The following is a 24,978-nucleotide window of genomic DNA, read 5'->3' on the forward strand; positions in this document are numbered from 1 at the left end:
TGGGAGTAAAGGCAGACCGGGGGTGCGCGCCTGTAGTCAGATGCGCACCCTTTGTGAGGCTTAAACCGGGTCAGGCATAGTAGCGTTGCGGCTCGCTACGCACATTGGGTGCCAAGTGGGGCGCTGTATTTCGTGTCTGGAATGTAGTGATTGACTTGCCAAGCTCCGCCATCAGCCTATCCAGCTGCCGGGTTGCATGGGCAATGGTATCGGTTTCTGCCGATAGCGCCCGGGTATCGCTTTCGATCGAGGTAATATTGCTGGCGAAGTGACTGAAGCCTTCGTTTTGCTTGGCCTCTGCCATTGAAACCTGTTGCAAAAGGTGGCCAAGTTCCAGTGTATTGGCGATCATCCCTCCAAGTTTTTCATGGGCCGACAGTGTATGCTCGCGGCCCGCTCGCATCTGGGTATTGCCTTCCCGCATGGCGATAATCGATGACTGCGTGCCCTCATGAATAAGATGTATCTTGTCGCCGATATCCACGGTGGCTTTTTGCGTGCGCTCAGCCAGTTTCCTGACCTCATCTGCGACGACGGCAAAACCCCGGCCGAATTCGCCGGCACGCGCCGCTTCGATCGCTGCATTGAGTGCCAGCAAATTGGTCTGGTCGGCAATTTCCCGGATCATCTGTACGATACTGTCGACTTCCGTACTGCGCTCGCCCAGCTCTTCCAGTTTCTCTGCTGCCGCATCGATGACGGCACGCGCCTTGTTAAGTTGTTGTACGGCGGCGTCCATTGCTTCTCCACCCGCATGCGCCGCGGTGCCTGCGGCTTCGGCCATGGTGGTGGCACGTTGTGACTCGTGGGCACTTTGCTGCGTTAATGCCGACATTTTCCGTGTTTCAGTCACCATGTTTTCGGCACGTTGGCGCTGTTTGGTCATGGTGTCGGCCATCAGGCCGGCGCTGCTGGCAATGTCGCGGCTTTCGGTTGTAGCGGCCTGAATAGAATGCGTCACCTGCGCCATCATCTCCTTCATGATGCGGCTTGCGTTTTCTGCCTCTTCGCGCGCGGCTTCCAGTTTCTCGAAGCCACGGGCTTTGGCTTTTTCAAATGAAAGCGACAGGATGAATACCGTCAGCGTGAGTCCGATCAGGGATTTTGCCTGTAGTTTTGGGAATTCTTCGTGGGCAATGGGGGTAGGCGGGAGCCAGCCGTGATTCTCCGACAAAACAAGCATGGCGATGATGGCCAAAATGGTCATTCCGCTCCACACCGTGCCCGAGTTGCGGCCATTGATAAATATGGCCGCCATCGGCACAGCGGCATACCAGACGATGCTGGTCGACATGACGCCGCCGTTAACGTAGACCATCCAGCTAACGAGTGCAAACATGCATAGCACCACGTACTCGCCAACCAGACGTACCATGCCGCTGAATTTAAGTGCGAAAGCGCCGGACAGTAGCGACAGGCAGCCAAGCAAAATGCCGTCTGCCATCGCCGGGTGGTTCAGCTTGTAGTAAGACAAGGCAAACAGCGGTGCGATCAGGCCCGCGGTTAGTGCCGCGCTGATGATGGTACGGGCGCGGATGAGCAGTTCCTGCTGCTGGCGGACAGCGGCAGGGATAAACCACTCGGTGATACTTTGTAGCGTCATAATGAAGTCTCTCCCGTGATTTGCTTTTTATTATCAATACCGTAGCGGTAATGAAAGGTTTTGTGGGTGAACTCTAAAACAAATGTTCGATTAGAACAATGGTGTATTTGGGGGGGCGATCAAGCAGCAACGCTGTATTTTTGGCTTTTGGCCTGGGTGTGGGGCTTGCCTGAATCGCTGGTGTCATAAGTATGGTTTGAGGCAAAATGATAAAAGCGGCCTATTCCGCCATGCCTAGAAATCGATTGCCCTCATGTTGCGTTTGCCTTTGTTGTCTGTTTTGCTGCTCTGTTTCCCTGTTTGGACATGGGCTGCGCCCTATCGCGATACCGTGTGGCCCCTGACCTTCGATTTGCCGGCGCAGTGGCAGGTCAGTAGCAAGACCGAGAAAAAGCGCCGCAGCCTGCAGGTTTTGCCCCGACGTGCAGAAGACCGGGAGCGTGGCGATGCGCGCGCGGTGTTCAGCGTGCGCCGCTTGGCTAAGCGCGACAGCTTGCAGCGCTTGACCCAGCCATACCGTAGCGCCCGGGGCGGGCGCGAGGCCGCCAGCCGTATCGAGCTGGATGAAAAGCGTGGCCGTGTGCTGCTGGACTATCGCGAGAGCGAAAATGTACAGAATGGCCTGTGGATCGTGCGGCGCCACCAGAAGGTATGGCAGCTGGACAAGGCTTCGCGCCGGGTGTTCGAGGCCGATTGCAGCGCCAATGCGTCCGAGTACAAACACTACCGCCAGCCTTTTTCCAGCCTGTGCCTGAAGTTTGCCGTCAGTGGCAAACGCGAGCAGCCATGAGTACGGCCATCCGCGCAAGGCAGACGCTATGGCTACGCGTGCGCGCGGGGCGGCTGGGTGCCGGCTGGATGGTGCTGGCGGGGCTGTCGTTTGCGCTGATGGGGGTATTCGTCAAGGAGGGGGCGCGCACGTTTTCTTCGACCGAGCTTTTGTTCTGGCGCACCTTACTGGGCGCCTTGTGCCTGTCGGGGGTGATGCGGTTACGCGGACAGTCGCCGCGCACATGCAATTTTCCTGCCCATCTCAAGCGTAGCCTTATCGGTTATGCCTCCATGGCCATGCTGTTTTATGCACTCGCCCATTTGCCCTTGTCGAGCGCAATTACGCTGAATTACACTTCGCCGCTTTTCTTTGTCCTGCTGTGCATGATCAAGCTGCGCGACCGATTGACACCGGCCGTGGGGCTGTCTGTGGTGCTGGGCTTTATCGGGGTGGTGCTTCTGCTTAAACCCGGCTTCGCTTCGGATGCCTGGTTTGCCACACTGATTGGCCTGGGCTCGGGGCTGTGTGCCGGCTTTGCCGTGTTTCAGGTGCGCGAGCTGGGACAGATGGGGGAGCCATCGTGGCGCACGGTGTTCTGGTTCTTCTGGCTCGCCAGCGGCTTTGGTCTGGTGTTTTTGCTGTTTGGCCCGGGCTTTACCCCATTAAATAGCGCTAATGTCGGGCCCTTGCTCGGTGTCGCGCTATTCGGCCTGACCGGCCAGCTGGCAATGACCCGTGCCTATCAGGAAGGGCGGCGCTTTCTGGTCGCCAGCCTTGCCTATCTGACTGTCGTCTTTTCCGCCTTGTTTGGCGTTCTGCTCTGGGGTGAACCCATGCGCGGTGACGCGGTGCTGGCGATGACGCTGGTGATCCTGTCCGGTGTGATTGCGGCACGGCGCGGATGAATTTTCTTTTTGGAACGGTATGAAGCATTTGTTTTTGCCTGCGCGCTGGCGGGATTTTTCCCTGGGCGCGGGCTGGATGGTGGTGGCCGCTTTTTTCTTCGGCCTGATGGGGGTATTCGTCAAACTGGGCTCGGCCAGTCTGAGCTCAAGCGCACTGGTGTTCTGGCGCACGCTGATTGGCGTGCTGCTGCTGGGGATTCCTGCCTTGCTCAAGGGACAGCGTTTTGCGACGCCTTGCCTGCGGCGTCATATTCAGCGCGGTCTGTTGGCTTACACCTCGCTGCTGCTGTACTTTTATGCCATCGCTCATCTGCCGCTGGCGACCGCAGTGACCTTGAATTACACCTCGCCCATGTTTCTTGCGCTGCTGTCGGTCGTATTCTTGCGCGAGAAACTGTCGCCGCGCGCACTGTTTGCGCTGGCGCTGGGTTTTGTCGGGGTCGTGCTGCTATTGCGCCCGACACTGGCGTCGGATGCCTGGCTGGTGGGCCTGATGGGGCTGTGTTCGGGCCTGTTGGCCGGCTGGTCTTATCTGCATGTGCGCGAGCTTGCGCGTCTGGGCGAGCCTGAGTGGCGTATTGTGTTTTATTTCGCACTGATCGCGACGCTGGGCGGGGCGGTGCTGGTATCGTTCGAGGGCTGGCAGCCTATGGATGGCTACACCATGCTGATGGTGGCCGGGCTGGGCATCACCGCCACCATTGCCCAGCTGGCGATGACCCGCGCCTACAAGGTTGGCAACAAGCTGGTGGCGGCCAACCTGTCCTACCTGACCGTGGTGTTTTCCACCTTGCTGGGTGTGCTGTTGTGGGACGAGTCCCTGCCCGGTGCATCGCTGTCGGCAATAATATTGATTGTGATCAGTGGAATGCTCGCCAGCCGGCGCTAGAATGTTAATTGCATGAATAACGTGAGAGGTGTAGCGCATGATTTCCATCCGTGAGCAGGACTATGGCCTGGATGTCGCCTTGTATGGCGAATTTACTCTGGCCGATTTCAAATTGTTCGAAGCGGCGCTGATGAAACGCGTCGGCGAGCAGCGCAAGCCTGATGTATTGCTGGACTTGTCCGAGCTGAAGGACTTCACCATCGACATGGCGCTGGAAGAGGTGAAATTCATGCGTGCACATGAAAAAGACTTCGGCCGCATCGCGCTGGTGGTCGAGGATGTGTGGATCAAGCTGGCGACCCATATTGCCGGCATGCTGTCCGATGCGCGCTCGCACCACTTTGAAACACTGGAAGAAGCGCAGGCCTGGCTCAAGGGCGCAGATCCGCTGTAAGGCTTGCAGGGCTTGCTTTTACCGGTTTAGCCGCTACAGTAGGGACTTTTCTTCGCCAAGACAGAAAAGCCGCATGATCAAGTCTATTGCCAGCCGCCTCGCGGCGGAACTCAATGTCCGCGAGGCGCAAGTCCTTGCCACGGTCGAACTGATTGACGAGGGCGCAACCGTGCCCTTTATCGCGCGCTACCGCAAGGAAGTGACCGGAGGTCTGGACGACACTCAGTTGCGCCTGCTGGATGAGCGCCTCGTCTATCTGCGTGAGCTGGATGCCCGCCGCGATACCATACTCAAAAGCATTGCCGAACAGGACAAGCTCAGCCCTGAGCTGCAGGCCGCCATTTTGGGCGCCGATAACAAAACCCTGCTTGAAGACCTGTACCTGCCGTACAAACCCAAACGCCGTACCCGTGCCCAGATCGCGCGCGAAGCCGGGCTGGAGCCGTTGGCCGATAGCCTGCTGGCTGATCCCACCCAAGTGCCCGAAGCGGCGGCCGCTGCTTATATCTCGGTGGATAAGGGTGTCGCCGATGCCAAGGCCGCACTGGATGGTGCCCGCGCCATTCTGATCGAACGCTTTGCCGAAGATGCCGCACTGTTGGGTGTTCTGCGCGACAAATTGTGGCAAGAGGGCGAGCTGACCGGCAGCGTGGTGGCGGGCAAGGAAGCCGAAGGCGCCAAGTTTTCCGATTACTTCGCCCATCGCGAGCCGATACGCAGTACGCCTTCACACCGCGCGTTGGCACTGCTGCGTGGCCGCAATGAGGGCATTCTGACGCTCAGCCTTAAATACCAGCCGGACGAAACGCCGATTACCGAGCGTTCGGCTTATGAGCTATTGATTGCCCGCCATTTTGCGGTGGCCGATCAGGGCCGTGCCGCCGATAAATGGCTGCTGGACGGGGTGCGCCTGTGCTGGCGTGCCAAGATTTTTCTTTCCTTCGAGCTGGAGCTGCTGGGCCGGCTGAAAGACGCGGCTGACGCCGAGGCGATTAAGGTGTTTGCCGGCAATCTGCACGACCTGCTTTTGGCCGCGCCGGCCGGCGCGCGTGCCACCATGGGGCTGGATCCGGGCATCCGTACCGGCGTGAAAGTCGCCGTCGTCGACGCCACCGGCAAACTGCTGGACACCGCCACCGTTTACCCGCACGAGCCGCGCCGCGACTGGAATGGCGCACTCTCGACCCTGGCTGCGCTGGCCGTGCGCCATCAGGTTGATCTGATTGCCATCGGCAACGGCACCGCCAGCCGCGAAACCGACAAGCTGGCCGAAGAGCTGACCCGTGCGCTGCCGCAACTGGCGATGACGCGCGTGGTGGTGTCAGAGGCCGGCGCATCGGTGTATTCGGCATCCGAGCTGGCTGCACGCGAATTTCCGGCGCTGGACGTTTCCTTGCGTGGTGCGGTGTCGATTGCCCGGCGCTTGCAGGACCCGCTGGCCGAGCTGGTGAAGATAGACCCTAAAAGCATCGGTGTCGGCCAGTACCAGCACGACGTCAACCAGAGCCAGCTGGCCAAGTCGCTGGACGCCGTGGTGGAAGATTGCGTCAACGCCGTCGGGGTGGATGTGAATATGGCCTCGGTGCCGCTACTGACCCGCATCTCGGGGCTGAATGCCACGCTGGCGGCAAATATCGTGGCTTATCGAGATGCCAACGGTGCGTTCAAAAGCCGCAAGGCGCTGTTGAAAGTGCCGCGTCTGGGTGAAAAAACCTTCGAGCAGGCGGCAGGCTTTTTGCGCATACGCGGCGGCGACAATCCGCTGGATGCGTCGTCGGTTCACCCGGAAGCCTATCCGGTGGTGGAGAAGATCGTCAGCCGTACCGGGCGTGCGGTGTCCGAACTGATTAGCGACGCCGGCGCCATCAAGGCGCTGCGTCCGTCCGACTACACCGACGAGCGTTTTGGCTTGCCGACGGTGATGGATATCCTGAAAGAGCTGGAAAAGCCGGGGCGCGACCCGCGCCCCGAGTTCAAGACGGCGACCTTTCAGGACGGGATCGAGGACATCAAGCATTTGCTGCCGGGCATGGTGCTGGAAGGTTGCGTCACCAATGTCACCAACTTCGGTGCCTTTGTCGATATCGGCGTGCACCAGGACGGGCTGGTGCATATTTCCGCCTTGTCCAATAAGTTTGTCGATGATCCGCGTACCGTGGTCAAGGCCGGCGATGTGGTGCAGGTCAAGGTGATGGAAGTGGATGTGGCGCGTAAACGCATCGCGCTGACCATGCGCATGAGCGACGAGCTTGGCGCCCAGCGTTCCAGTGCACCGACTGGCCGCAGCGATGCCCCGCGTGGCGGTAAGGGCAAGGCAGTGGAAAAGGCGCCGGCCAATAATGCGATGGCGGAAGCGTTGGCAAGGCTGAAGCGCTAAGCCCATCTGTTTCCTTGAAAAGCCCGCCAAAGTTGCGGGCTTTTTTTGCGGGCAGGCATCACCAGGCCCGGGATTCAGGGCAAGCGCAGGCGGATTTGCGGGAGCTTGAGCGTGCTAACTGCATTGGCATGATGTGGTGATCCGGTTTATCTTCTGGGGATTGCCAAACTGCGAGCGCACCATGTCTATCCCTTTGCAATTTTCATCCTACCAATTTGCCTCTCCCCAAGCCGGTCCGCGCTTAATCGTGCTGGGCGCCGTGCACGGTAACGAGGTTTGCGGCACCTTGGGTATCCGCCGTTTGCTGGCCGAATTCGAGAGTGGCGCACGCGTGCTCAAGCAAGGCTGCGTAAGCTTGGTGCCGGTGACCAATCCGCTGGCCTACAACAAGGGCGAGCGCTCGGGCGACCGCAACCTTAACCGTAATTTTGCGCCGACCGATACGCCGCTGGAGTTTGAAGACCGCATCGCCAACTGGCTATGCCCGCTGCTGGCGCAACACGATGTGCTGCTTGATCTGCATTCTTTCCAGTCCAAGGGGCAGGCTTTTGTGTTTATGGGGCCGCATGACAATGCCGGTACGCTGGAGCCGTTTGTCCATGCGGCCAAGGAAGAGGCACTGGCGCGCCGTTTGGGGGTGAATCGTGCGGTGGATGGCTGGCTGTCGACCTATGCGCTGGGGGTGAAGCGGCGGGTGGCCTTGTTTGGCGAGGCCGATTCGCGCCAGATGCAGCTGAATACCGACCCGCGCTACGGCATGGGCACGACCGAATGGATGCGCCGTTGTGGCGGCTGGGCGCTGACGCTGGAGTGCGGCCAGCATGAAGACCCGGCCGCACCCGATGTGGCGTATCAGGCCATCGTCAATACCTTGGCGCACCTGGGGCTGATTGATGCACCCGCACCTGCACCGGTTGACGGGATGGAGGCGCTGTCGCTGTATGAGGTGATTGACCGCATGCACGCCGATGATCAGTTTGTGCGCGAGTGGGTCAGCTTTGACAAGGTAAAAAAGGGTGAGCAGATCGCCATCCGCGCCGACGGCACGCCGGTACTGGCCGTGGACGACGGGCGCATCGTGTTCCCCAATGTGAAATCGCAGGCGGGGCAGGAGTGGTTTTATCTGGCGCGCGAGTCGGGGCGGCTAGGCTGAATGCGGCCATTGTTGTGGCGCACACACTTGGCTAGATAATGACTTTTGAGTAAAATAGCAGTGCATCGCTATTTATATTACTTAACGACCCTGAAAGGGGTGTCATGACGTGTGTTGTCGCTGACCTGATTCCCGACAGGCAAGCTATGCCGGACGTTGCCGGCGAGCCTGCCCGGCAGGATATCCAAACCTTGCGCGAGGCGCTGGCGCGCAGTCAGTGCGAGTTGCAGGCCAGCAGGCTTGCCCTGGCCCGGCAGTCGCGTGAGCTGGCTTTTTATCGCGCAGCCCTGGATACCCTGCCTACGCCTATTTTTGCCAAAAATTCCGAGTTGCGATTTACATTTTTCAATCACGCCTATGAGGATTTTTTTGGAGTAAGTCGCGATGACTATCTGGGCAAGAGCGTGATGGAGCTCGATTATCTGCCTCTTGACGAGCGGATAGCGTATCAGGAAGAAGATGCCCGGATGCTTGCCTGCCAGAGCGTTGCGAACCACGAGAAGATTTACTCTTCACCGCTTGATGGGGGCGGGAGAACGACTCTTTACTGGAGCAGGGGGTTCTCCGATGACACGACGGGTGTTGCCGGCCTCGTCGGTATGATTGTTGATATTTCCGGGCAGAAGGCGCTACAGGACGGCTTGCGAGAGACGGTTGAACAACTGGTACAGGCGCATGAACAGGTGCGCACGCAGAGCCTGACCGATGAACTGACCCAGCTTGCCAACCGGCGTGCTGCCATGTTGCGCTTGCAGGGGCTGTTTGCACTGACCGAGGCCGGTGAGCTCGGCTTCAGCCTGATCCTGTTCGATCTTGACCACTTCAAGCGCATCAATGACAGTCACGGTCATGATGCCGGGGACACTGTCCTGCAGGCGTTTTCCAGTGTACTGCGCGAGCATTGCCGGCAGAGTGATATGGTGGCGCGTTTCGGTGGCGAAGAATTCATCTGCCTGCTGCCTGGCGCGTCGCTGGAAACGGCTGGGCATATCGCGCAGCGGATTCTTCAAGCGTTGCAAAGGCCCGGCGTCAGCCCCTGGCCTGTGACCTGCAGCGCCGGCGTTGCCGCTTTTGCGTCCGGCGATACCGCAGCCGGACTGATCAAGCGGGTCGATGATGCGCTTTACCGTGCCAAGCGTACTGGGCGTAATCGGGTTTGCTGCTGAGGGGCTACTCCAGCCTGTTGCGTGTTGTCGGTGTGTCGCGCCATTTTTACGGCGGGCTGAACACCGCCAGCCATCGCGTGTTGATCAGACCCGCTTATGTGTACTGATCTTGCGATCATGCAAAATGTAGGTAAGATCTAGCTGTTTTTATTGTTAAGGAATGACCGCGGGCCTGCCCGTGATCCTATGGACCCTTTCCCCTCTGTCTGTTCTGTTGTTCATCCCGCATCCCCCTTGTACTGCCACGCGCATTTCCGACAGGAGGCGCCATCGTGGAAGTGCTGATCCTGATAGGCCTGATTATTCTCAATGGCGTGTTTGCCATGAGCGAGATCGCGCTGGTCACCGCGCGCCGCGCACGTCTGTCCAAGCTCGCCGATAACGGCGACCACGCCGCCGCTGCCGCGCTCAAGCTGGGCGAAGAGCCGACCCGCTTTTTATCGACAGTACAGATTGGCATTACTTCAATCGGTATTCTGAACGGTATCTTCGGCGAGGCCGTACTGGCCGAGCCGCTGGCCGTGTGGCTGGTGTCGCTGGGCGTGCCGGGGCACGGTGCGTCGATTGGCGCGACGGTGGGGGTGGTGATCGTCATCACCTATGTCTCTATCGTGGTTGGCGAACTGGTGCCCAAACGGATCGGCCAGATGGCCCCCGAGACTATCGCCCGGCTGGTGGCGCGCCCGATGCAGTATCTGGCACTGGCAACCCGGCCGTTCGTGCACTTGCTGTCGCTGTCGACCGAGGCTTTGCTGCGCCTGATGGGGGTGCGTAACCAGATTGCCAGCGGGGTGACCGAGGAAGAGATCCAGACCATGCTCGACGAGGGCAGCGAGAGCGGCACCATCGACACCCACCAGCACGAGATGTTGCGTAATGTGTTCCGTCTCGATGACCGCCAGCTCTCGTCGCTGATGATCCCGCGTGCCGACGTGGTCAGCCTCGACACTACGCTGCCGTTTGCCGACAACCTGGCACGGATGACCGGCTCTGAGTTTACCCGCTATCCGGTCTGTGCCGGTGCGCTGGACCGGCTCAGCGGCGTGGCCAACGCCAAGCATGTGCTGACCGCAGCCCTGGCCGGCGGCGAGCCGGACTGGGCATCACTGCTGCAACCGGCGCTGTTCGTGCCGGAGACGCTGACCGGGATGGAGCTGCTCGAACAGTTCCGCGTTGGCGGCACCCAGATGGCGATGGTGATCGACGAGTATGGCGAGGTCGAGGGTATTGTTACCTTGCATGACCTCCTGGAAGCGGTCACCGGTGAGTTCACCCCGCGTGACGCAGACGACGCCTGGGCCTTGCAGCGCGAGGATGGCTCGTGGCTGCTGGACGGCTCGATTCCGGTGCCCGAACTCAAGGACAAGCTTTCGCTCAAGGAAACCCCGGAAGAGGACAAGGGCCGCTACCACACCCTGTCGGGGATGATCATGCTGCTGTTGGGGCGGGTCGCGCGTACCGGCGATATCGTGTGCTGGCAAGGCTGGCAGCTGGAAGTGGTCGATATGGACGAGATGCGTATCGACAAGGTGCTTGCCAGCCGGGAGGTGGTCGAGCCGGATAATGACTTGCCTGCCTGAGTGGCCAGGCACAGCGGCTAGCCGCTACTTTTTCGGCAAGCCGCGGGCGTTCAGATGCCCGCGGCTTTTTTATCGCTGTACGCGCGTCCGGCATCCGAAAGCCGGCACTTGCATCAGACTGGCTGCGTAGAGGCCAGTAGCCAGTCGCGGGCGGCACCTTCTACATGCGGCAGTAGCCGGCTGCGTACTTCGGCATGGTAGGTGTTAAGCCAGTCGCGCTCGGCGGTGTCCAGCAGTGCAAGCACGATGCAGCGCGTATCGATCGGGCACAGCGTCAGCGTCTCGAAAGCAAGAAAATCATTGAACTCGCTGACGCCTGCCTCGATATTGAGTACCAGATTTTCAATGCGTACCCCCCAGCGCCCCGGCCGGTAGATGCCCGGCTCTATCGATGTCACCATGCCTTCCTGCATCGCCATGTGTGGGGTCGGCAGCGCGCGCGAGATGCTTTGCGGGCCTTCATGCACATTAAGGAAATAGCCGACACCATGGCCTGTGCCATGGCCGAAGTCTATGTTTTCCCGCCACAGCGGTGCACGCGCCAGCGCGTCCAGCATGGGCGACAGCGTGCCTTTGGGGAAACGGGTGCGCGACAGATTGATCACGCCCTTGAGTACCAGCGTAAAGTCGCGCTTTTGAGCCTCACTGGGGGTGCCGACCGCGACGACGCGGGTGATGTCGGTGGTGCCGCCCAGATACTGGCCGCCGGAATCTATCAGCAGCAAGCCGTCGCCCTGAATGGTGGCGTGAGCCTGAGCTGTGGCGCGGTAGTGCGGCAATGCGCCGTTGGCGTTAAAGCCGGCAATGGTGGCGAAACTCTCGGACACAAAGCCCGCCCGGCGCGCGCGCGCGGCGGTGATCTGGGTGTCGATATCCAGCTCGGTCACGCTTTCGCGGCCTATGACCGACTCGAACCAGGCAAAAAATTCACACAGTGCCGCGCCATCTTGCTCCATGGTGGCGCGGATCTGGCTGGCTTCGGCCTTGCTCTTGCATGACTTGAATAGCGTGCTGGGGTTGATGCTTTCTATGATGCGCACGCGGTCCGGTACGCTTTGGGCGAAACCCTGGGTGACCCGTGCCGGATCCAGTAATAGCGTAGCGTCCGGTGCGAGTGCGGCCAGCGCCGCTTTGGCATGGGCATAGGGGGCGAGCGTGATGCCATCGGCACCAAGGCGTGCGGCAAGGGCTGCATCCAGCTTGCCGGCGCCGACAAACAAGGTGGCGCTGTCGTGCCTCAGTAGCAAATGGGCAAGAAAGACCGGGTTGTAGCTGACATCACTGCCCCTGAGGTTGAGCAGCCAGGCGATATCGTCCAGTGTCGAGAGCCAGTGGTAGTTGGCGTCTTGCGCGGCCATGGCGCTGCGTACGCGTGTGATCTTGTCGGCACGGCTTTCGCAGGCGGCAGGTGGCAGATGTTCGTACACCGGTGCGCTTGGCAGTGCCGCGCGCTCGCTCCAGATGGCGGCGACCGGATCAAGCGCGGTGTTGAGCACGACGCCGCTATGACTCAGCGCCTGCTTGAGGGCACGGGCGGCGCCTTGCGACAGCACATCGCCATCGACAGCCAGTACCTGGCCTGCTTTTAGCTGGCTGGCCAGCCAGTCGAGATGCTGGGTGCTGGCGGCCGTTTCAACCTTGACCAGCGTAACCCCGCTGCCGGCAAGCTCCTGTTCGGCTTGCGTCCAGTAGCGGCTGTCCGCCCAGAGGCCGGCAAAATCCTGAGTGACAATCAGCGTCCCCATGGAGCCGGTAAAACCCGACAGCCATTGCCGCGCCTGCCAGTGCCCGGGCAGATATTCGGACAGATGCGGGTCGGACGACGGAATCAGGCAGGCATCAAGGCCTAGCGCAGCCATATGCTGGCGCAGGCGGGTCAGGGCAGGGCTCATGGGGCTTCCTCTTGCGGGTAGGTCCCCATTGTCGGTGGCGAAAGCGCTGGCGGCAAGTGCGGATAGTGGCCGCCAGCTTTACACATTAGCTCCGGCTCAGCCGGAATCGTCCTGCGCTCTTGCGCAGTGTGGATATCAGGCCCGCGGTCTGGCCGATTGCCTGGCGGCACTGTGCCAGCGCGATCTGGTTTTGTTCGGCCAGTTGAGCGACCTGCTCGATCCCGGTGGCAATTTCCTTGCTAGCCAGCCCCTGCTCGCCAATAGCGTGAACGATCTGGGCAACCTGCGTCTGAATGTGCTGATTGCTCGAGTCCAACTGGCGTATCGTTGTCCCGGTTTGGACAATGAGTCCTTCTTGCGCGGTGACGGCCTCGGCATTGTTCTGCATGGCATGATTAGCGTTTTTGATGCTGTGCTGGATACTCGCCATTGTGCTTTCGATCTCGCCGGTTGAGCGAGCTGTTCGTTCGGCAAGCTTGCGTACTTCATCCGCAACCACGGCGAAGCCGCGTCCGGCCTCGCCGGCACGAGCGGCTTCAATGGCTGCGTTCAGCGCCAGCAGATTAGTCTGCTCTGCCACATCGCGGATCACGTTGACAATATTCTGGATTTTTGTCGATTCGGACTGCAGACTCTCGAGCACCATACTGACATCTCCCGCTTTCCGGGCAACATCCAGCATGCCTTTACTGGCCTGATCTATTGCTATCAGCCCCTTGCCCGAGTGCGTCATACCGTCCTCGACATTTTGCAAAATGGTCTGTCCGGACTCGGCAATATGGTTGACGCTGACGGTCAGTTGTTCGACTGAACTTGCCATCATCGCCACGGCATCGCTTTGGCGGGTGATGCGCTCGAACAGCCCTTCGCTTTGCTGGTCAATTTGCGCGGACTGGGTGGATAGCTCATCTGATTGGGCATGAATGGCTTGCGCCAGCGTAGTCAGCCCGGATTGCATCTGCCCCATGGCCGCCATGGCGCTGCGGGGCGGTGCGGAGGGTATGGCGATATCCAGATGCCCGGCTGCAACCTGATGCGCGATCTGCGCCAATTCTTGCGGGTCGGCTCCCAGGCTGTGGCGAAGACCGCGCAGCATCCAGGCTATCGACAGCATGGCCATCAGTACGGCCGCCAGCGCGAGGCTCGCGCAGACTATCTGGTAATACTGCAGATCTGCGGCCAGTTCGGCACGCTTGTTTGTGGCATGTTGCGCCGTTTGTTTGCCTTGCTCGATCAGTGTCTGGCGTATTTCACGCCATAGTGGCGTTTCCTGCTTATTCAATCGCTCACGCGCCAGTACGCCATCGCTGGCTGCCATGCTGGCAATCTCGGTGATCAGGCGATCACGTTGTTCGCTTTTGGCACGGATTTGAGCCAGGGCGCTCTGGGATTGCGCATCCGAGAGTGATTCGGCCCGTTTCAGGTCTTCGTGAAATGTTGCCTGTGCCTTTGCCAGATTTTTATGGCCCGTTGGATTCGCTGGATCGAGCAATACATTGCGTAGTGCCTGACCTGTCTGCAGGCCTTGGGCATACATCGAGGAGACGCTGTCGGCGAGGACCTGATCGTGTTGGGCCAGCCGGTTAAAACCGGCATTGATCTGGCCCAAAGCAAATAGCGCCAGCAAGACCGCGACCAGAAGCAGTGACAATGAGCCGGCAAAAGCCAGCATGATCTGTTTTTTAAGCGACATATGTCATGGCCTGATTGTTTTTGACCTTATCAATTTTAAGGTTTTTGCAGTCCATTGTCTTTTTTATATATTTATTTGGAATTTGATGCTCGTCATCAGTTGGCCATTGTTTTCGTGCCCGCGTCTATGCCAGATGCTGGCTTCGTTTATGCCCATGGCCGAAATGGCTAGCGCGCGAGTTGCGAGACGCGGAATTTGCCCGCCAGCAGGGTGAGACCGTCGATGCCGTTGCGTGCCTCGTTGACGCTACCGGCCAGTGCGGCCTGGGTTTGCCCCAGATTGATGCTGACATCGCCGATTTCTTCTGCCTCATGCAAACGCTCGTGACCGGCATTCGACAATTGCTGGATGATGCCGATCAGTCCGTCGACAAGTGCCTGTACTTCTGGGTTTTCTCCGGCGGATGCTTCGGCGAGCTGTAAGCCTTCTTCCAGATCCCGCATGCCGGATTGCATGCTCGCGACCGCACTGGCAGCCTGTTGCTGTACGCTGCTGATCATGCAGCGAATGTCCTCGGTGTTGCTGCGGGTGCGTTCGGCCAGTTTCCTGACTTCGTCGGCGACCACTGCAAAGCCGCGCCCGGCCTCGCCGGCACGCGCAGCCTCAATGGCGGCATTCAGTGCCAGCAGGTTGGTCTGGTCGGCGACGTCCTGAATCAGGCCGACCACACTGCTGATCTGTTGTGTACTGTCGCCTAGCGAGTCGATGATCGATGCCGATTGCGCGACGGTCTGGCGAATGCTGCCGGTACGTTCGCTGACAGTCTGCATCTGGTTTCGGCTGCTGTTGTTCTGTTCAAGCATCGCATCGCGCACATGGTCGGCGTAACGGTTGGCGTCGGCGAGTATGACCGCTTGCATCTGCAGCCCTTCCCGTGTGCGGGCCGCGGTGCTTTGTACCTGGGAGGCGGCGACGCCTGCGGCCTGGTTGTGTTCGCTCATGCGCAAGTTGGTGTGGCCAAGCGTACGGCTGACGCCAAGCAGGCGGCCCAGCGTCAAATCCAGATTGTCAATCAGGCTGTTGACCCATTGGGCCATCAGGCCGGTTTCGTCATGGCGCAGCGAGTCACGCTTGATGCGCAAGGTCAGGTCGCCAGCGCCCTCGGCGACATTGCGTATCATCCCCGACATGGCACGCATGCGTAGCGCCAGCGGTTTTGCAAACAGGGCATGAAACCCCAGCGTTCCGCCAAGTGCCAGACACAGTGCCGCACCGGCCTGAAGCGCGCCCGGCAACGCCGTCAAGTGCGTCACCCCCAGCGTTGCCGCCGTCAATGCCAGCTGGAGGCCCAGAAAGCGGGTGCTTAACTGGTAGCTGACCGAGCGGTAGCGGTAGACCTCTTCAAGGTCGGCTTCGCACATCATGCCCCAGGTGTCGGGCGAGCCGGGCAGCTTGAAACTGATACCTTTGCCGACGACGGGGATGTGGCGGTAGTCGGCGTAGCCCGGGTAGGTGACAAACAGGTTTTCGCCCCGGCGTATGGTTTCGCGCACGCCAGGGTGCAGTTCGCCGCTGGCCGGGTCGTTGAAGACGAGTTCAAGTTCGGTGTGTTCGCGTACCTTTACCGTGCCGTAGGGCGTGGTGACGCCGTCTTTCAGGTTGTCGCCGCCGCTAAAAGTATGGTCTTCGAAACGTGATCGCGATAAAGCAGTGCCGGGGCGTATTGAGGGATCGACGACTGGCTTGACCATGAACAGGTAGTTGTCGCCTGAGGCATGGAAAATATGCCCGGCCTCGCGCTGGATCAGGTCGCCCAGCACATCGTTGGGCACGCGCGCGCGCAGGCAGCCCCAGCTTGCGCCGTCGCGTATCAGCGGTTGGTGGAACATCAGGGTCACTGCATCGTGAAAGCGTGAACTGCGTGCACCCAGACGTAGGGTTTCCTCATCGCGGTACGGCCCGTACAGTACCGGTTTGCAAAGGCCCTGTTGCAGTAAAGGGGGGAGGGGGGAGGTCGGTGAGCGTGTGTGTTTGGCCGTGCTCGCCAGAAGCTGCCCTTGTGGTGACAGGATAAATAGTTCGGTTACATCGCCTAAGGTGGCATAAGCCTCTTCAAGCGCTGCCGTATATTGGCCCGGCCCCAGGCTGGACAGGTGTTTGCCCAGGCTATCCAGTGCCTGCCAGTGTTGCGTTGTCCAGTCGAGCAGTATCCCTACCCGGGTACGGGCAAAATTTTCGAAGATGTCTTCGAGTACCGTGTAGCGGTCACGATTAAGGAAGCAGGACCAGCGCATGGCGATTTTTCCGGTCTTGCCAAGCAGGGGGAGCCAGTGTTGTTCCTGAGTGCTGCGTGCCATTTGCGTGCTTTTAAGCATGTTTTGCATGGTGGCCTCCTTTTTCGATAAAACAGATATGCAAATAGCGTGCCAGTGACCGGCAGGGAGAAGCCAAACGGCAGCGCAGTTGCGCTGCCGTTTGGCTGAATGGGCTTGCGATTGGAAGGGGGGCGGTTTACTGCGATGCCCCATATGGGTGCATCAGGTGCGAAAGCGCGAAACCGATTCCTGCAGCGTCGAGGCCAGCTTGTCCAGTTCGGCCACCGCCTGAACAGTGTGGCCGATAGCGATGTCATTTTCGCGTGCGCGCTCGGCAATGCTCTCGATATTGTGAATGACGACGTTGCTGCTGGCCTTTTGATGCTCGGTCACGCCCACGATCTGATCCAGACCGTGGCTGACATCGGCAACCGAAACCCGGGTCGCATCCAGTACGGCGACAACCTGCTCTGTCGATTGCTGGCTGGACGCCAAGCGGCTCAAGCTGTGTGCCAATGCTTCACGCACAGCTAGTGATTTCGGCCCGAGTGCCGAGGTCACCTTGTCGATTTGTGCGGCCGAGGCGGCTGATTTCTCTGCCAGCTTGCGTACTTCGTCGGCGACGACGGCAAAGCCGCGGCCGGCTTCGCCAGCTCGCGCCGCTTCGATGGCGGCGTTCAAGGCCAGAAGGTTGGTCTGCTCGGCAATTTCACGTACCTGACGCGTCATGTCGTTGATTGCCGAGGTCGAGTGCATGAAATCGTTTTCGGCATCGGCCATTAAGCGCACGGCTTGCTCGACTTGCAATGCCTCGCTACGCAGCAACGCCAGATTCTGGCGCCCGCTTTCGGATTGTTCGCAGCTGCGCGCTGAAATATCGCGTACTGTGCCGGCTTGTCCGGCAATGGCCACGATGTGCTGGGCCAGCGTTTCGACTTCGCTTGTCGCGGCCTGTGACTGGTTGCTTTGCAGTTTCGAGCCTTGCGCCAGGCTGGCGGCGTGGCTGGACAGGGTGTGCGATGCGGTCGCGACGGCGCCGGCTGAACGGCTGACATCACGCACCAGCGCCGAGATGGTTTCCAGCAGGCGGTTGAAGCGGTATGCCGCGATGCCGATCTCGTCACGGCTGGCGACCGGCAGGCGCCGGCTCAGGTCTCCATCCCCTCCGGCCAGTTCCGCCAGCCCCTGCGACATCTGGTTTAGCGGGCGGGTCACGAAGCGGCGGATAAACAGGAAGATCAGTCCCATCAGCGGTAGCGACATCAGCAGGGCAAAGGCGATGCTCTGGTTGCGAAAACCGTCTACGGCAGCATAGGTCTTGGTCAGGGAGATGCGCATGCTCACTGCGCCTAGCGGTGTACCTTCGGCCACCTGATGGCAGCTGATGCAGTTTTTGCCCAGATAGTTGCTGGATGCCAGTGCCGGATAGACCACCCGCAGCATCTCGCCTTGCGCCGGTGAGCTTTCGATGGCGATATAGGGTTTGCCGCTGGCGAGTGCCTGGCGTTCGATGTCGTCAACCGGGCGGGCTTTGTCGCCGCCGTTGCCTGGGCCGAATATTTTGCTTACACCTTCGCCGCGCAATACGCGCAGGTCGTGCACGCTGGACAGCTCCCGGATCTGGTCCAGAAAAACATCGCGTTGCGCCACGGTGCCGGTGATCATCATCCCGGTCAGTCCAGCCAGCGTCATTTCGTTCATGCTGTGCGCCAATCCCTTGGCCTGATCGACGGCTATCTCGCGGCTGACGCGGGTCTCCCAGGTAATCAATCCGCCTAATGCCAGCGCCAGGCAAAGCCAGATGGCGGAAGTCAGGCGTAGCCAGATCGGCCAGTCGGAAAATTTTCGCATGAAGAAAGATCCATACCTGAAAGGAATTCGGAAAGTATAACTTATTAATATGCCATTTGAGATGATGTGGAGTGATAAAAGTTAAGCCTGATATGACAAAAACCCCGGGCTATGCCCGGGGTCGCCGATGGGGTGGTATTGCTGTTTAGCGGGTCAAGATTCGCATGTGTCGCCGGGTACGCGCACCCAGCCTTCCATCAGTACGCGCGCGCTGCGGCTCATCACAGCCTTGGTGACCGTCCACTGGCCATTCGCCTGCTGTGCCTCGGCGCCGACGCGCAAGGTGCCGGACGGGTGGCCGAAGCGTACCGCGCTTTTCTCGCCGCCACCGGCTGCAAGGTTGACCAGCGTGCCGGGAATGGCGGCGGCCGTGCCGATGGCCACCGCACAGGTGCCCATCATTGCGTGGTGCAGCTTGCCCATCGACAGCGCGCGTACCAGGAGATCGATTTCGCAGGCCTTGATGGCTTTGCCGCTGGACGACAGATAGTCGGCTGCGGGTGCAACAAAGGCGATCTTGGGCGTGTGCTGGCGTTTTGCGGCTTCGTCCACATCCTGTATCAGCCCCATGGCCCGTGCCGCGTAGGCGCGGATGGTCTCGAAGCGGATTAGCGCCGCGCTGTCATTATTGATGGCATCCTGCAGTTCGGTGCCGGTGTAGCCGATATCGGCTGCGTTGACGAACACAGTCGGGATGCCGGCGTTGATCATTGTCACCTTGAAGGTGCCTACGCCGGGCACCACCAGATCGTCGACCAGATTGCCGGTCGGGAACATCGCACCGCCTGCGCCGTCCTCGTCGGCGGCCGGGTTCAGAAACTCGATGGCGACTTCTGCAGCGGGAAAGGTGACGCCATCCAGTTCGAAGTCGCCGGTTTCCTGCACGGCACCTGCGCTGACCGGTACATGCGCGATGATGGTTTTGCCGATATTGGCCTGCCAGATGCGTACGGTGCAGATGCCGTTGTCCGGTACGCGAGCAGGATCGATCAGGCCTTTGCTGATGGCGAAAGAGCCGATGGCGGCGGTGAGGTTGCCGCAGTTGCCGCTCCAGTCGACGAAGGGCTTGTCGATGGAAACCTGGCCGAACAGATAATCGACATCATGCTCTGCCTGCGTGCTTTTGCTGACAATCGCGGTTTTGCTGGTGCTTGAGGTCGCGCCGCCCATGCCGTCTATCTGTTTGCCGTACGGGTCGGGGCTGCCGATGATGCGCATCAGCAGAGCGTCGCGCGCCGCACCGGCTACTTGCGCGGCAATCGGCAGCTCTTGCAAGGCAAAGAGCACGCCCTTGCTGGTGCCGCCACGCATATAGGTGGCGGGAATGCGTATCTGGGGAAGGTGAGCCATGGCTGAATTCCTGATGAATGTATTGGGTAGGCCTGGCGGCCGAGTCTGGCAGGGCGGGCCGCTACCGGCCAGACCGGTTTGCATTGCCTGGACGGGCGTTAGCCGCCATCTGGCAGCTAACGCCTATAACCGGCGCTTACGCTAATGCAACTTCAGTCTTGCTTGACTCAAGGAAGTCTTGCGCGAAGCGCTGCAATACACCGCCTGCCTCGTAAATCGAGACTTCTTCGGCGGTATCGAGGCGGCAGGTGACCGGCACTTCGACGCGTTCGCCATATTTGCGGCTGATGACCAGCGTTAGCGTCGCGCGCGGGGTGCGCGCACCCAGCACGTCGTAACTTTCCGTGCCGTCCAGCGCCAGGGTTTTGCGGGTGACGCCCGGTTTGAACTCGAGCGGCAATACGCCCATGCCCACCAGATTGGTGCGGTGGATGCGCTCAAAGCCTTCGGCGACGATGGCTTCGACGCCGGCCAGACGCACGCCTTTGGCCGCCCAGTCGCGCGAGCTGCCCTGGCCGTAGTCGGCACCGGCGATGATGATCAAGGGCTGCTTGCGTGCCATATAGGTCTCGATTGCTTCCCACATGCGGGTGACCTTGCCCTCCGGTTCGATGCGGGCGAGCGAGCCTTGCCTGATCTGGCCATCGACCACGGCCATTTCATTGATCAGCTTGGGGTTGGCGAAGGTGGCACGCTGTGCGGTCAGGTGATCGCCACGGTGCGTGGCATAGGAGTTGAAGTCCTCCTCCGGCAGGCCCATCTTGGCCAGATATTCGCCGGCGGCCGAGTTGGCCAGAATGGCATTGGACGGCGACAGATGGTCGGTGGTGATATTGTCCGGCAATAGCGCCAGCGGCCGCATGCCCTTGAGTGTACGCTCGCCGGCCAGTGCGCCTTCCCAGTAGGGCGGGCGGCGGATATAGGTGCTTTGCTCCCGCCAGGCATAGAGCGGGCTGTCGGCCTGTTGCGCCACACCCAGATCGAACATCGGGATATAGACCTGCTTGAATTGCTCTGGCTTGACGCTCTTGGCGACAATGGCGTCGATCTCTTCATCCGATGGCCAGATGTCGATCAGGCGAATCTCGCGCCCGTTCACCACGCCCAGCACGTCCTTTTCAATGTCAAAACGCATGGTGCCGGCAATGGCGTAGGCAACCACCAGCGGCGGCGAGGCGAGGAAGGCCTGCTTGGCGTAGGGGTGGATGCGGCCGTCGAAGTTGCGGTTGCCGGACAGCACGGCGGTGGCGTAAAGATCGCGTTCTATGATTTCTTGCTGGATTGCCGGGTCAAGCGCGCCGGACATGCCGTTACAGGTGGTGCAGGCGAAGCCGACAATGCCGAACCCCAGTTGTTCCAGTTCGCTCAATAGGCCGGCATCCTTCAGATACAGCTCGGCCACTTTGGAGCCCGGCGCAAACGATGACTTCACCCACGGTTTGCGGGTCAGACCCAGTTCATTGGCTTTTTTCGCCAGCAGTGCTGCCGCAACCACATTGCGCGGGTTGCTGGTGTTGGTGCAGCTGGTAATGGCCGCGATGATGACCGCGCCGTCCGGCATCAGCCCTTGTGCCTCTTCGGCGCGGGCGGCGGCAAGCTGGGCTTCGCTGGCAATGCCGCGTGCCTGCAATTCGGTTGTCGGCAGGCGCTTGTGCGGGTTGGACGGGCCGGCCATATTGCGCGTGACGCTGGACAGGTCGAACTCGAGTACGCGTTCGTATTCGGCACTGGCAAGGCTGTCCGCCCACAGGCCGGTGGTTCTGGCGTAGTTCTCGACCAGTGCCACCTGTTCAGGTTCGCGCCCGGTCAGCTTCAGGTAGGCGATGGTCTGTTCATCGATGTAGAACATGCCGGCCGTGGCGCCGAACTCTGGCGTCATGTTGGAAATGGTGGCGCGGTCGCCGATAGACAGGCTGTCGGCACCATCGCCGAAAAATTCGAGCCAGGCGGAGACGACGCGTTCCTTGCGCAGGAACTCGGTCAGTGCCAGCACGATGTCGGTGGCGGTGATGCCGCTCTGACGCTTGCCGGTGAGCTTGACGCCGACGATGTCGGGCAAGCGCATCATCGAGGCGCGGCCCAGCATCACGGTTTCGGCCTCGAGGCCGCCGACGCCGATGGCGATCACGCCCAATGCGTCCACATGCGGGGTGTGGCTGTCGGTGCCGACGCAGCTGTCCGGAAAGGCGACGCCGTCACGTGCCTGAATCACCGGCGACATTTTTTCCAGATTGATCTGGTGCATGATGCCGTTGCCGGCCGGAATCACGTCCACGTTCTTGAATGCGGTACGGGTCCAGTCGATGAAATGGAAGCGATCCTCGTTGCGGCGGTCTTCGATGGCGCGGTTCTTGGCGAAGGCGTCCGGGTCGAAGCCGCCGCACTCGACAGCGAGCGAATGGTCGACGATGAGCTGGGTCGGCACCACCGGATTGACTTGTGACGGGTCGCCGCCTTGATCGGCAATGGCGTCGCGCAGACCGGCCAGATCCACCAGCGCAGTCTGGCCCAGAATGTCGTGGCAGACCACGCGTGCCGGAAACCACGGAAAGTCGAGGTCGCGCTTGCGCTCGATCAATTGCTTGAGGGCGTCGGTCAGTGTGGCAGGGTCGCAGCGGCGCACCAGGTTTTCGGCCAGCACGCGCGCGGTGTAAGGCAGTTTGGCGTAGGCACCCGGCGCGATCGCATCAACTGCGGCGCGGGTGTCGAAATAGTCGAGGCCGGTGCCGGGCAAGGGTTTGCGGTAGTGAGTATTCATGGTGTCGGTCATCACGATAGGGTAGGCATGCATGCGGCAAGGGGGAGCCGGCGCCAGGCGCACGGCTCCCCCGCTTAATTCAGGCGCTTAGCGTTGTTCGATCGGCAGGAAGGCCTGATCTTCCGGGCCGACATAATTGGCGCTCGGACGGATGATCTTGCCGTCGATGCGCTGCTCGATCACATGCGCGCTCCAGCCGCTGGTGCGGGCGATCACGAACAGCGGGGTGAACATCGCGGTCGGCACACCCATCATGTGGTAGGACACGGCGGAGAACCAGTCGAGATTGGGGAACATGTTCTTGATGTCCCACATCACGGATTCCAGACGCGCGGCGATGTCGAACATCTTGCTGTCGCCGGCGGCGGCCGACAGCTCGCGCGCGACTTCCTTGATCACCTTGTTGCGCGGATCGGAAATGGTGTACACCGGATGGCCGAAGCCGATCACCACTTCCTTCTTCTCTACCCGTGCCTTGATATCGTTTTCTGCTTCATCCGGCGTGTCGTAACGCTTCTGGATATCGAACGCCACTTCGTTGGCGCCGCCATGCTTGGGGCCGCGCAGCGCGCCGATGGCGCCGGTGATGGCCGAGTACATATCGGAGCCGGTGCCGGCGATGACGCGGCTGGTGAAGGTGCTGGCATTGAATTCGTGCTCGGCATACAGGATCAGCGAGGTGTGCATCGCCTTCACCCACAGCGCGGACGGCTTTTCACCGTGCAACAGGTGCAGGAAGTGGCCGCCGATCGAGTCGTCGTCGGTTTCCACCTCAATCCGCTTGCCGTTATGGCTGAAGTGGTACCAGTAAAGCAGCATCGAGCCGAAGCTGGCCATCAGGCGGTCGGCGATATCGCGCGCGCCGGCGATATTGTGGTCGTCCTTCTCCGGCAGGGTGCAACCCAGCGCCGATACGCCGGAGCGCATCACGTCCATCGGGTGGGCCGAGGCCGGCAGTGCTTCCAGCACCGCCTTGACCGAGGCGGGCAGGCCGCGCAGCGCCTTGAGCTTGGCCTTGTAGCCGGTCAGTTCGGCGACATTGGGCAGCTTGCCATGCACCAGCAGGTAGGCGACTTCTTCGAATTCGCAACGGTCGGCGATGTCGAGAATGTCGTAGCCGCGATAGCTCAAATCATTGCCGGTACGGCCGACGGTGCACAGTGCGGTATTGCCGGCGGCTACGCCGGACAGGGCGACGGATTTTTTCGGCTTGCCGATGACGACTTCAGTCATGTGATTCTCCTTTGCAGATAGCGGGGTGGACGCGGATTATTTGTTTTTTTCCTGTTGAAACAGGGCGTCCAGTTTTTGTTCGTAGTCGTGGTAGCCGAGGTGATCGTACAGATCCATACGGGTCTGCATGGTGTCGACCACATTAGCCTGGGTGCCGTCACGGCGCAGCGCCTCATAGACATTCAGCGCGGCTTTGGAGGCGGCGCGGAAGGTCGACAGCGGATACAGCACCAGCGAGACGCCGTTATTGCCCAGTTGTTCGGTGGTATACAGCGGGGTGGAGCCGAACTCGGTGATGTTGGCCAGTACCGGCACCTTCACCGCCTCGGCAAACTGCTTGTACATGGCAAGATCGGTAATCGCCTCGGGGAAGATCATGTCGGCGCCGGCCTCGACGCAGGCGATGGCGCGCTCGATGGCCGATTCCAGTCCTTCAACTGCCAGTGCATCGGTGCGCGCCATGATCACCATGTCGTGCTTGCGTGCGTCGACGGCGGCCTTCACGCGGTCGACCATCTCTTCCTTGCTGACGATGGCCTTGTTCGGGCGGTGGCCGCAGCGTTTTTGCTGGATCTGGTCTTCGATATGCACGGCAGCGGCACCGGCTTTTTCCAGACTACGCACGGCACGGGCGATATTGAATGCGCCGCCCCAGCCGGTGTCGATATCGACCAAAAGCGGCAGTTCGGTGACGTCGGTAATGCGGCGTACATCGATCAGTACGTCTTCCAAGGTGGTGATGCCAAGATCGGGAATGCCGCAGGAGCAGGCGGCGACACCGCCGCCGGACAGATAAATGGCCTTGAAGCCGGAGTGCTCGGCAAGACGGGCAAAATAGGCATTGACCGCGCCGACAACCTGCAGCGGCTTTTCCTGCTCGACGGCAAGACGGAAACGTTGACCCGGGGTATGCATCTGGCGGCTCCTTGATGATGTGTTGACTGAGTGATTGTTCCAAATTCTAGCAAGTGCTTGGTAAGTTAGTAAATGGCGTAGGCATTTTTTTCTTGTGTCTGGCTATTTTTTTGTCGCTTGTTGTGTTTTTGGCTGGTAAACGCACGTTTGGAAGTACGTGCAATGGTCAGAAGCTGGTGCTTGTCGGTTTTG

17 protein-coding genes are annotated in these 24,978 nt (G+C 60.3%); 8 read left to right on the forward strand and 9 right to left on the reverse strand.

Going from position 1 to position 24,978, the window contains the following annotated elements; translation table 11 throughout:
• Nucleotides 1-70: 70 nt before the first annotated feature.
• Nucleotides 71-1,603, reverse strand: a complete 1,533-nt coding sequence (locus GQF02_RS16140) for a methyl-accepting chemotaxis protein (protein WP_160795995.1) — start codon at nt 1,601-1,603, stop codon at nt 71-73.
• Nucleotides 1,604-1,934: 331 nt separating this feature from the next.
• On the opposite strand from GQF02_RS16140, the gene GQF02_RS07320 reads away from it, so the two are divergent.
• The 8 genes from GQF02_RS07320 (at nt 1,935) to GQF02_RS07355 (ending at nt 10,839) form a co-directional block, all read left to right on the forward strand.
• Entirely contained in the window at nt 1,935-2,393 is a 459-nt protein-coding gene (locus GQF02_RS07320; protein ID WP_160795997.1) for a hypothetical protein, read from the forward strand.
• Nucleotides 2,390-3,280 (forward strand): DMT family transporter, encoded by an 891-nt coding sequence (locus GQF02_RS07325; protein WP_235930097.1) that lies wholly within the window; start codon nt 2,390-2,392, stop codon nt 3,278-3,280. The genes GQF02_RS07320 and GQF02_RS07325 overlap by 4 nt, the downstream gene beginning before the upstream one ends.
• A gap of 19 nt (nt 3,281-3,299) precedes the next feature.
• Complete coding sequence (locus GQF02_RS07330) at nt 3,300-4,169, forward strand: DMT family transporter (RefSeq protein WP_235930098.1); 870 nt, start codon at nt 3,300-3,302, stop codon at nt 4,167-4,169.
• 37 nt (nt 4,170-4,206) lie between these two features.
• Nucleotides 4,207-4,563: a SpoIIAA family protein gene (locus GQF02_RS07335; RefSeq protein ID WP_124734389.1), complete on the forward strand. Its 357-nt coding sequence runs from the start codon at nt 4,207-4,209 to the stop codon at nt 4,561-4,563.
• A 73-nt stretch (nt 4,564-4,636) separates the two neighbouring features.
• Nucleotides 4,637-6,940: a Tex family protein gene (locus tag GQF02_RS07340; protein WP_160795999.1), complete on the forward strand. Its 2,304-nt coding sequence runs from the start codon at nt 4,637-4,639 to the stop codon at nt 6,938-6,940.
• Between the two features lie 181 nt (nt 6,941-7,121).
• On the forward strand, nt 7,122-8,093 hold the full coding sequence (locus tag GQF02_RS07345) for a M14 family metallopeptidase (protein ID WP_160796001.1): 972 nt from the start codon (nt 7,122-7,124) through the stop codon (nt 8,091-8,093).
• Between the two features lie 104 nt (nt 8,094-8,197).
• Nucleotides 8,198-9,259 carry a GGDEF domain-containing protein gene (locus GQF02_RS07350; protein WP_160796003.1) on the forward strand — a complete coding sequence of 354 codons (1,062 nt, stop codon included), beginning with the start codon at nt 8,198-8,200 and terminating at the stop codon, nt 9,257-9,259.
• A gap of 272 nt (nt 9,260-9,531) precedes the next feature.
• Nucleotides 9,532-10,839, forward strand: coding sequence for a hemolysin family protein (locus GQF02_RS07355; RefSeq protein WP_160796005.1), 1,308 nt, complete (start codon nt 9,532-9,534; stop codon nt 10,837-10,839).
• Between the two features lie 113 nt (nt 10,840-10,952).
• Here GQF02_RS07355 and GQF02_RS07360 read toward each other — a convergent pair whose 3' ends face one another.
• The 8 genes from GQF02_RS07360 to prpB form a co-directional block, all read right to left on the reverse strand.
• Entirely contained in the window at nt 10,953-12,731 is a 1,779-nt protein-coding gene (locus GQF02_RS07360) for an aminopeptidase P family protein (RefSeq protein WP_160796007.1), read from the reverse strand.
• Nucleotides 12,732-12,816: 85 nt separating this feature from the next.
• Nucleotides 12,817-14,424 carry a methyl-accepting chemotaxis protein gene (locus tag GQF02_RS07365; RefSeq protein WP_160796009.1) on the reverse strand — a complete coding sequence of 536 codons (1,608 nt, stop codon included), beginning with the start codon at nt 14,422-14,424 and terminating at the stop codon, nt 12,817-12,819.
• 167 nt (nt 14,425-14,591) lie between these two features.
• Nucleotides 14,592-16,748, reverse strand: coding sequence for a methyl-accepting chemotaxis protein (locus GQF02_RS16145; RefSeq protein ID WP_220789375.1), 2,157 nt, complete (start codon nt 16,746-16,748; stop codon nt 14,592-14,594).
• A gap of 153 nt (nt 16,749-16,901) precedes the next feature.
• A complete protein-coding gene (locus GQF02_RS07375) occupies nt 16,902-18,530 on the reverse strand; it encodes a methyl-accepting chemotaxis protein (protein WP_160796011.1) in 1,629 nt (542 codons plus the stop codon).
• A 153-nt stretch (nt 18,531-18,683) separates the two neighbouring features.
• A complete protein-coding gene (gene prpF / locus GQF02_RS07380) occupies nt 18,684-19,880 on the reverse strand; it encodes a 2-methylaconitate cis-trans isomerase PrpF (RefSeq protein ID WP_160796013.1) in 1,197 nt (398 codons plus the stop codon).
• A gap of 136 nt (nt 19,881-20,016) precedes the next feature.
• Nucleotides 20,017-22,638 carry a Fe/S-dependent 2-methylisocitrate dehydratase AcnD gene (gene acnD / locus GQF02_RS07385; RefSeq protein WP_160796109.1) on the reverse strand — a complete coding sequence of 874 codons (2,622 nt, stop codon included), beginning with the start codon at nt 22,636-22,638 and terminating at the stop codon, nt 20,017-20,019.
• An 87-nt stretch (nt 22,639-22,725) separates the two neighbouring features.
• Nucleotides 22,726-23,871: a bifunctional 2-methylcitrate synthase/citrate synthase gene (prpC, locus tag GQF02_RS07390; RefSeq protein WP_160796015.1), complete on the reverse strand. Its 1,146-nt coding sequence runs from the start codon at nt 23,869-23,871 to the stop codon at nt 22,726-22,728.
• A 36-nt stretch (nt 23,872-23,907) separates the two neighbouring features.
• Nucleotides 23,908-24,786, reverse strand: coding sequence for a methylisocitrate lyase (gene prpB, locus GQF02_RS07395; protein WP_160796017.1), 879 nt, complete (start codon nt 24,784-24,786; stop codon nt 23,908-23,910).
• Nucleotides 24,787-24,978 lie beyond the last annotated feature (192 nt).

The sequence above is a fragment of the Craterilacuibacter sinensis genome (assembly GCF_009831765.1).
Classification (GTDB): Bacteria; Pseudomonadota; Gammaproteobacteria; order Burkholderiales; family Chromobacteriaceae; genus Craterilacuibacter; species Craterilacuibacter sinensis.

Bases quoted from the DNA above. Each gene is read 5' to 3' on its own strand.
- GQF02_RS07365 (WP_160796009.1), bottom strand. From the start codon at position 14,424: ATGTCGCTTAAAAAACAGATCATGCTGGCTTTTGCCGGCTCATTGTCA.
- GQF02_RS07335 (WP_124734389.1), top strand. From the start codon at position 4,207: ATGATTTCCATCCGTGAGCAGGACTATGGCCTGGATGTCGCCTTGTAT.
- acnD (WP_160796109.1), bottom strand. From the start codon at position 22,638: ATGAATACTCACTACCGCAAACCCTTGCCCGGCACCGGCCTCGACTAT.
- GQF02_RS16140 (WP_160795995.1), bottom strand. From the start codon at position 1,603: ATGACGCTACAAAGTATCACCGAGTGGTTTATCCCTGCCGCTGTCCGC.
- GQF02_RS07375 (WP_160796011.1), bottom strand. From the start codon at position 18,530: ATGCGAAAATTTTCCGACTGGCCGATCTGGCTACGCCTGACTTCCGCC.
- GQF02_RS07350 (WP_160796003.1), top strand. From the start codon at position 8,198: ATGACGTGTGTTGTCGCTGACCTGATTCCCGACAGGCAAGCTATGCCG.
- prpB (WP_160796017.1), bottom strand. From the start codon at position 24,786: ATGCATACCCCGGGTCAACGTTTCCGTCTTGCCGTCGAGCAGGAAAAG.
- prpF (WP_160796013.1), bottom strand. From the start codon at position 19,880: ATGGCTCACCTTCCCCAGATACGCATTCCCGCCACCTATATGCGTGGC.
- prpC (WP_160796015.1), bottom strand. From the start codon at position 23,871: ATGACTGAAGTCGTCATCGGCAAGCCGAAAAAATCCGTCGCCCTGTCC.
- GQF02_RS07325 (WP_235930097.1), top strand. From the start codon at position 2,390: ATGAGTACGGCCATCCGCGCAAGGCAGACGCTATGGCTACGCGTGCGC.
- GQF02_RS07345 (WP_160796001.1), top strand. From the start codon at position 7,122: ATGTCTATCCCTTTGCAATTTTCATCCTACCAATTTGCCTCTCCCCAA.
- GQF02_RS07330 (WP_235930098.1), top strand. From the start codon at position 3,300: ATGAAGCATTTGTTTTTGCCTGCGCGCTGGCGGGATTTTTCCCTGGGC.
- GQF02_RS07360 (WP_160796007.1), bottom strand. From the start codon at position 12,731: ATGAGCCCTGCCCTGACCCGCCTGCGCCAGCATATGGCTGCGCTAGGC.
- GQF02_RS07340 (WP_160795999.1), top strand. From the start codon at position 4,637: ATGATCAAGTCTATTGCCAGCCGCCTCGCGGCGGAACTCAATGTCCGC.
- GQF02_RS16145 (WP_220789375.1), bottom strand. From the start codon at position 16,748: ATGCAAAACATGCTTAAAAGCACGCAAATGGCACGCAGCACTCAGGAA.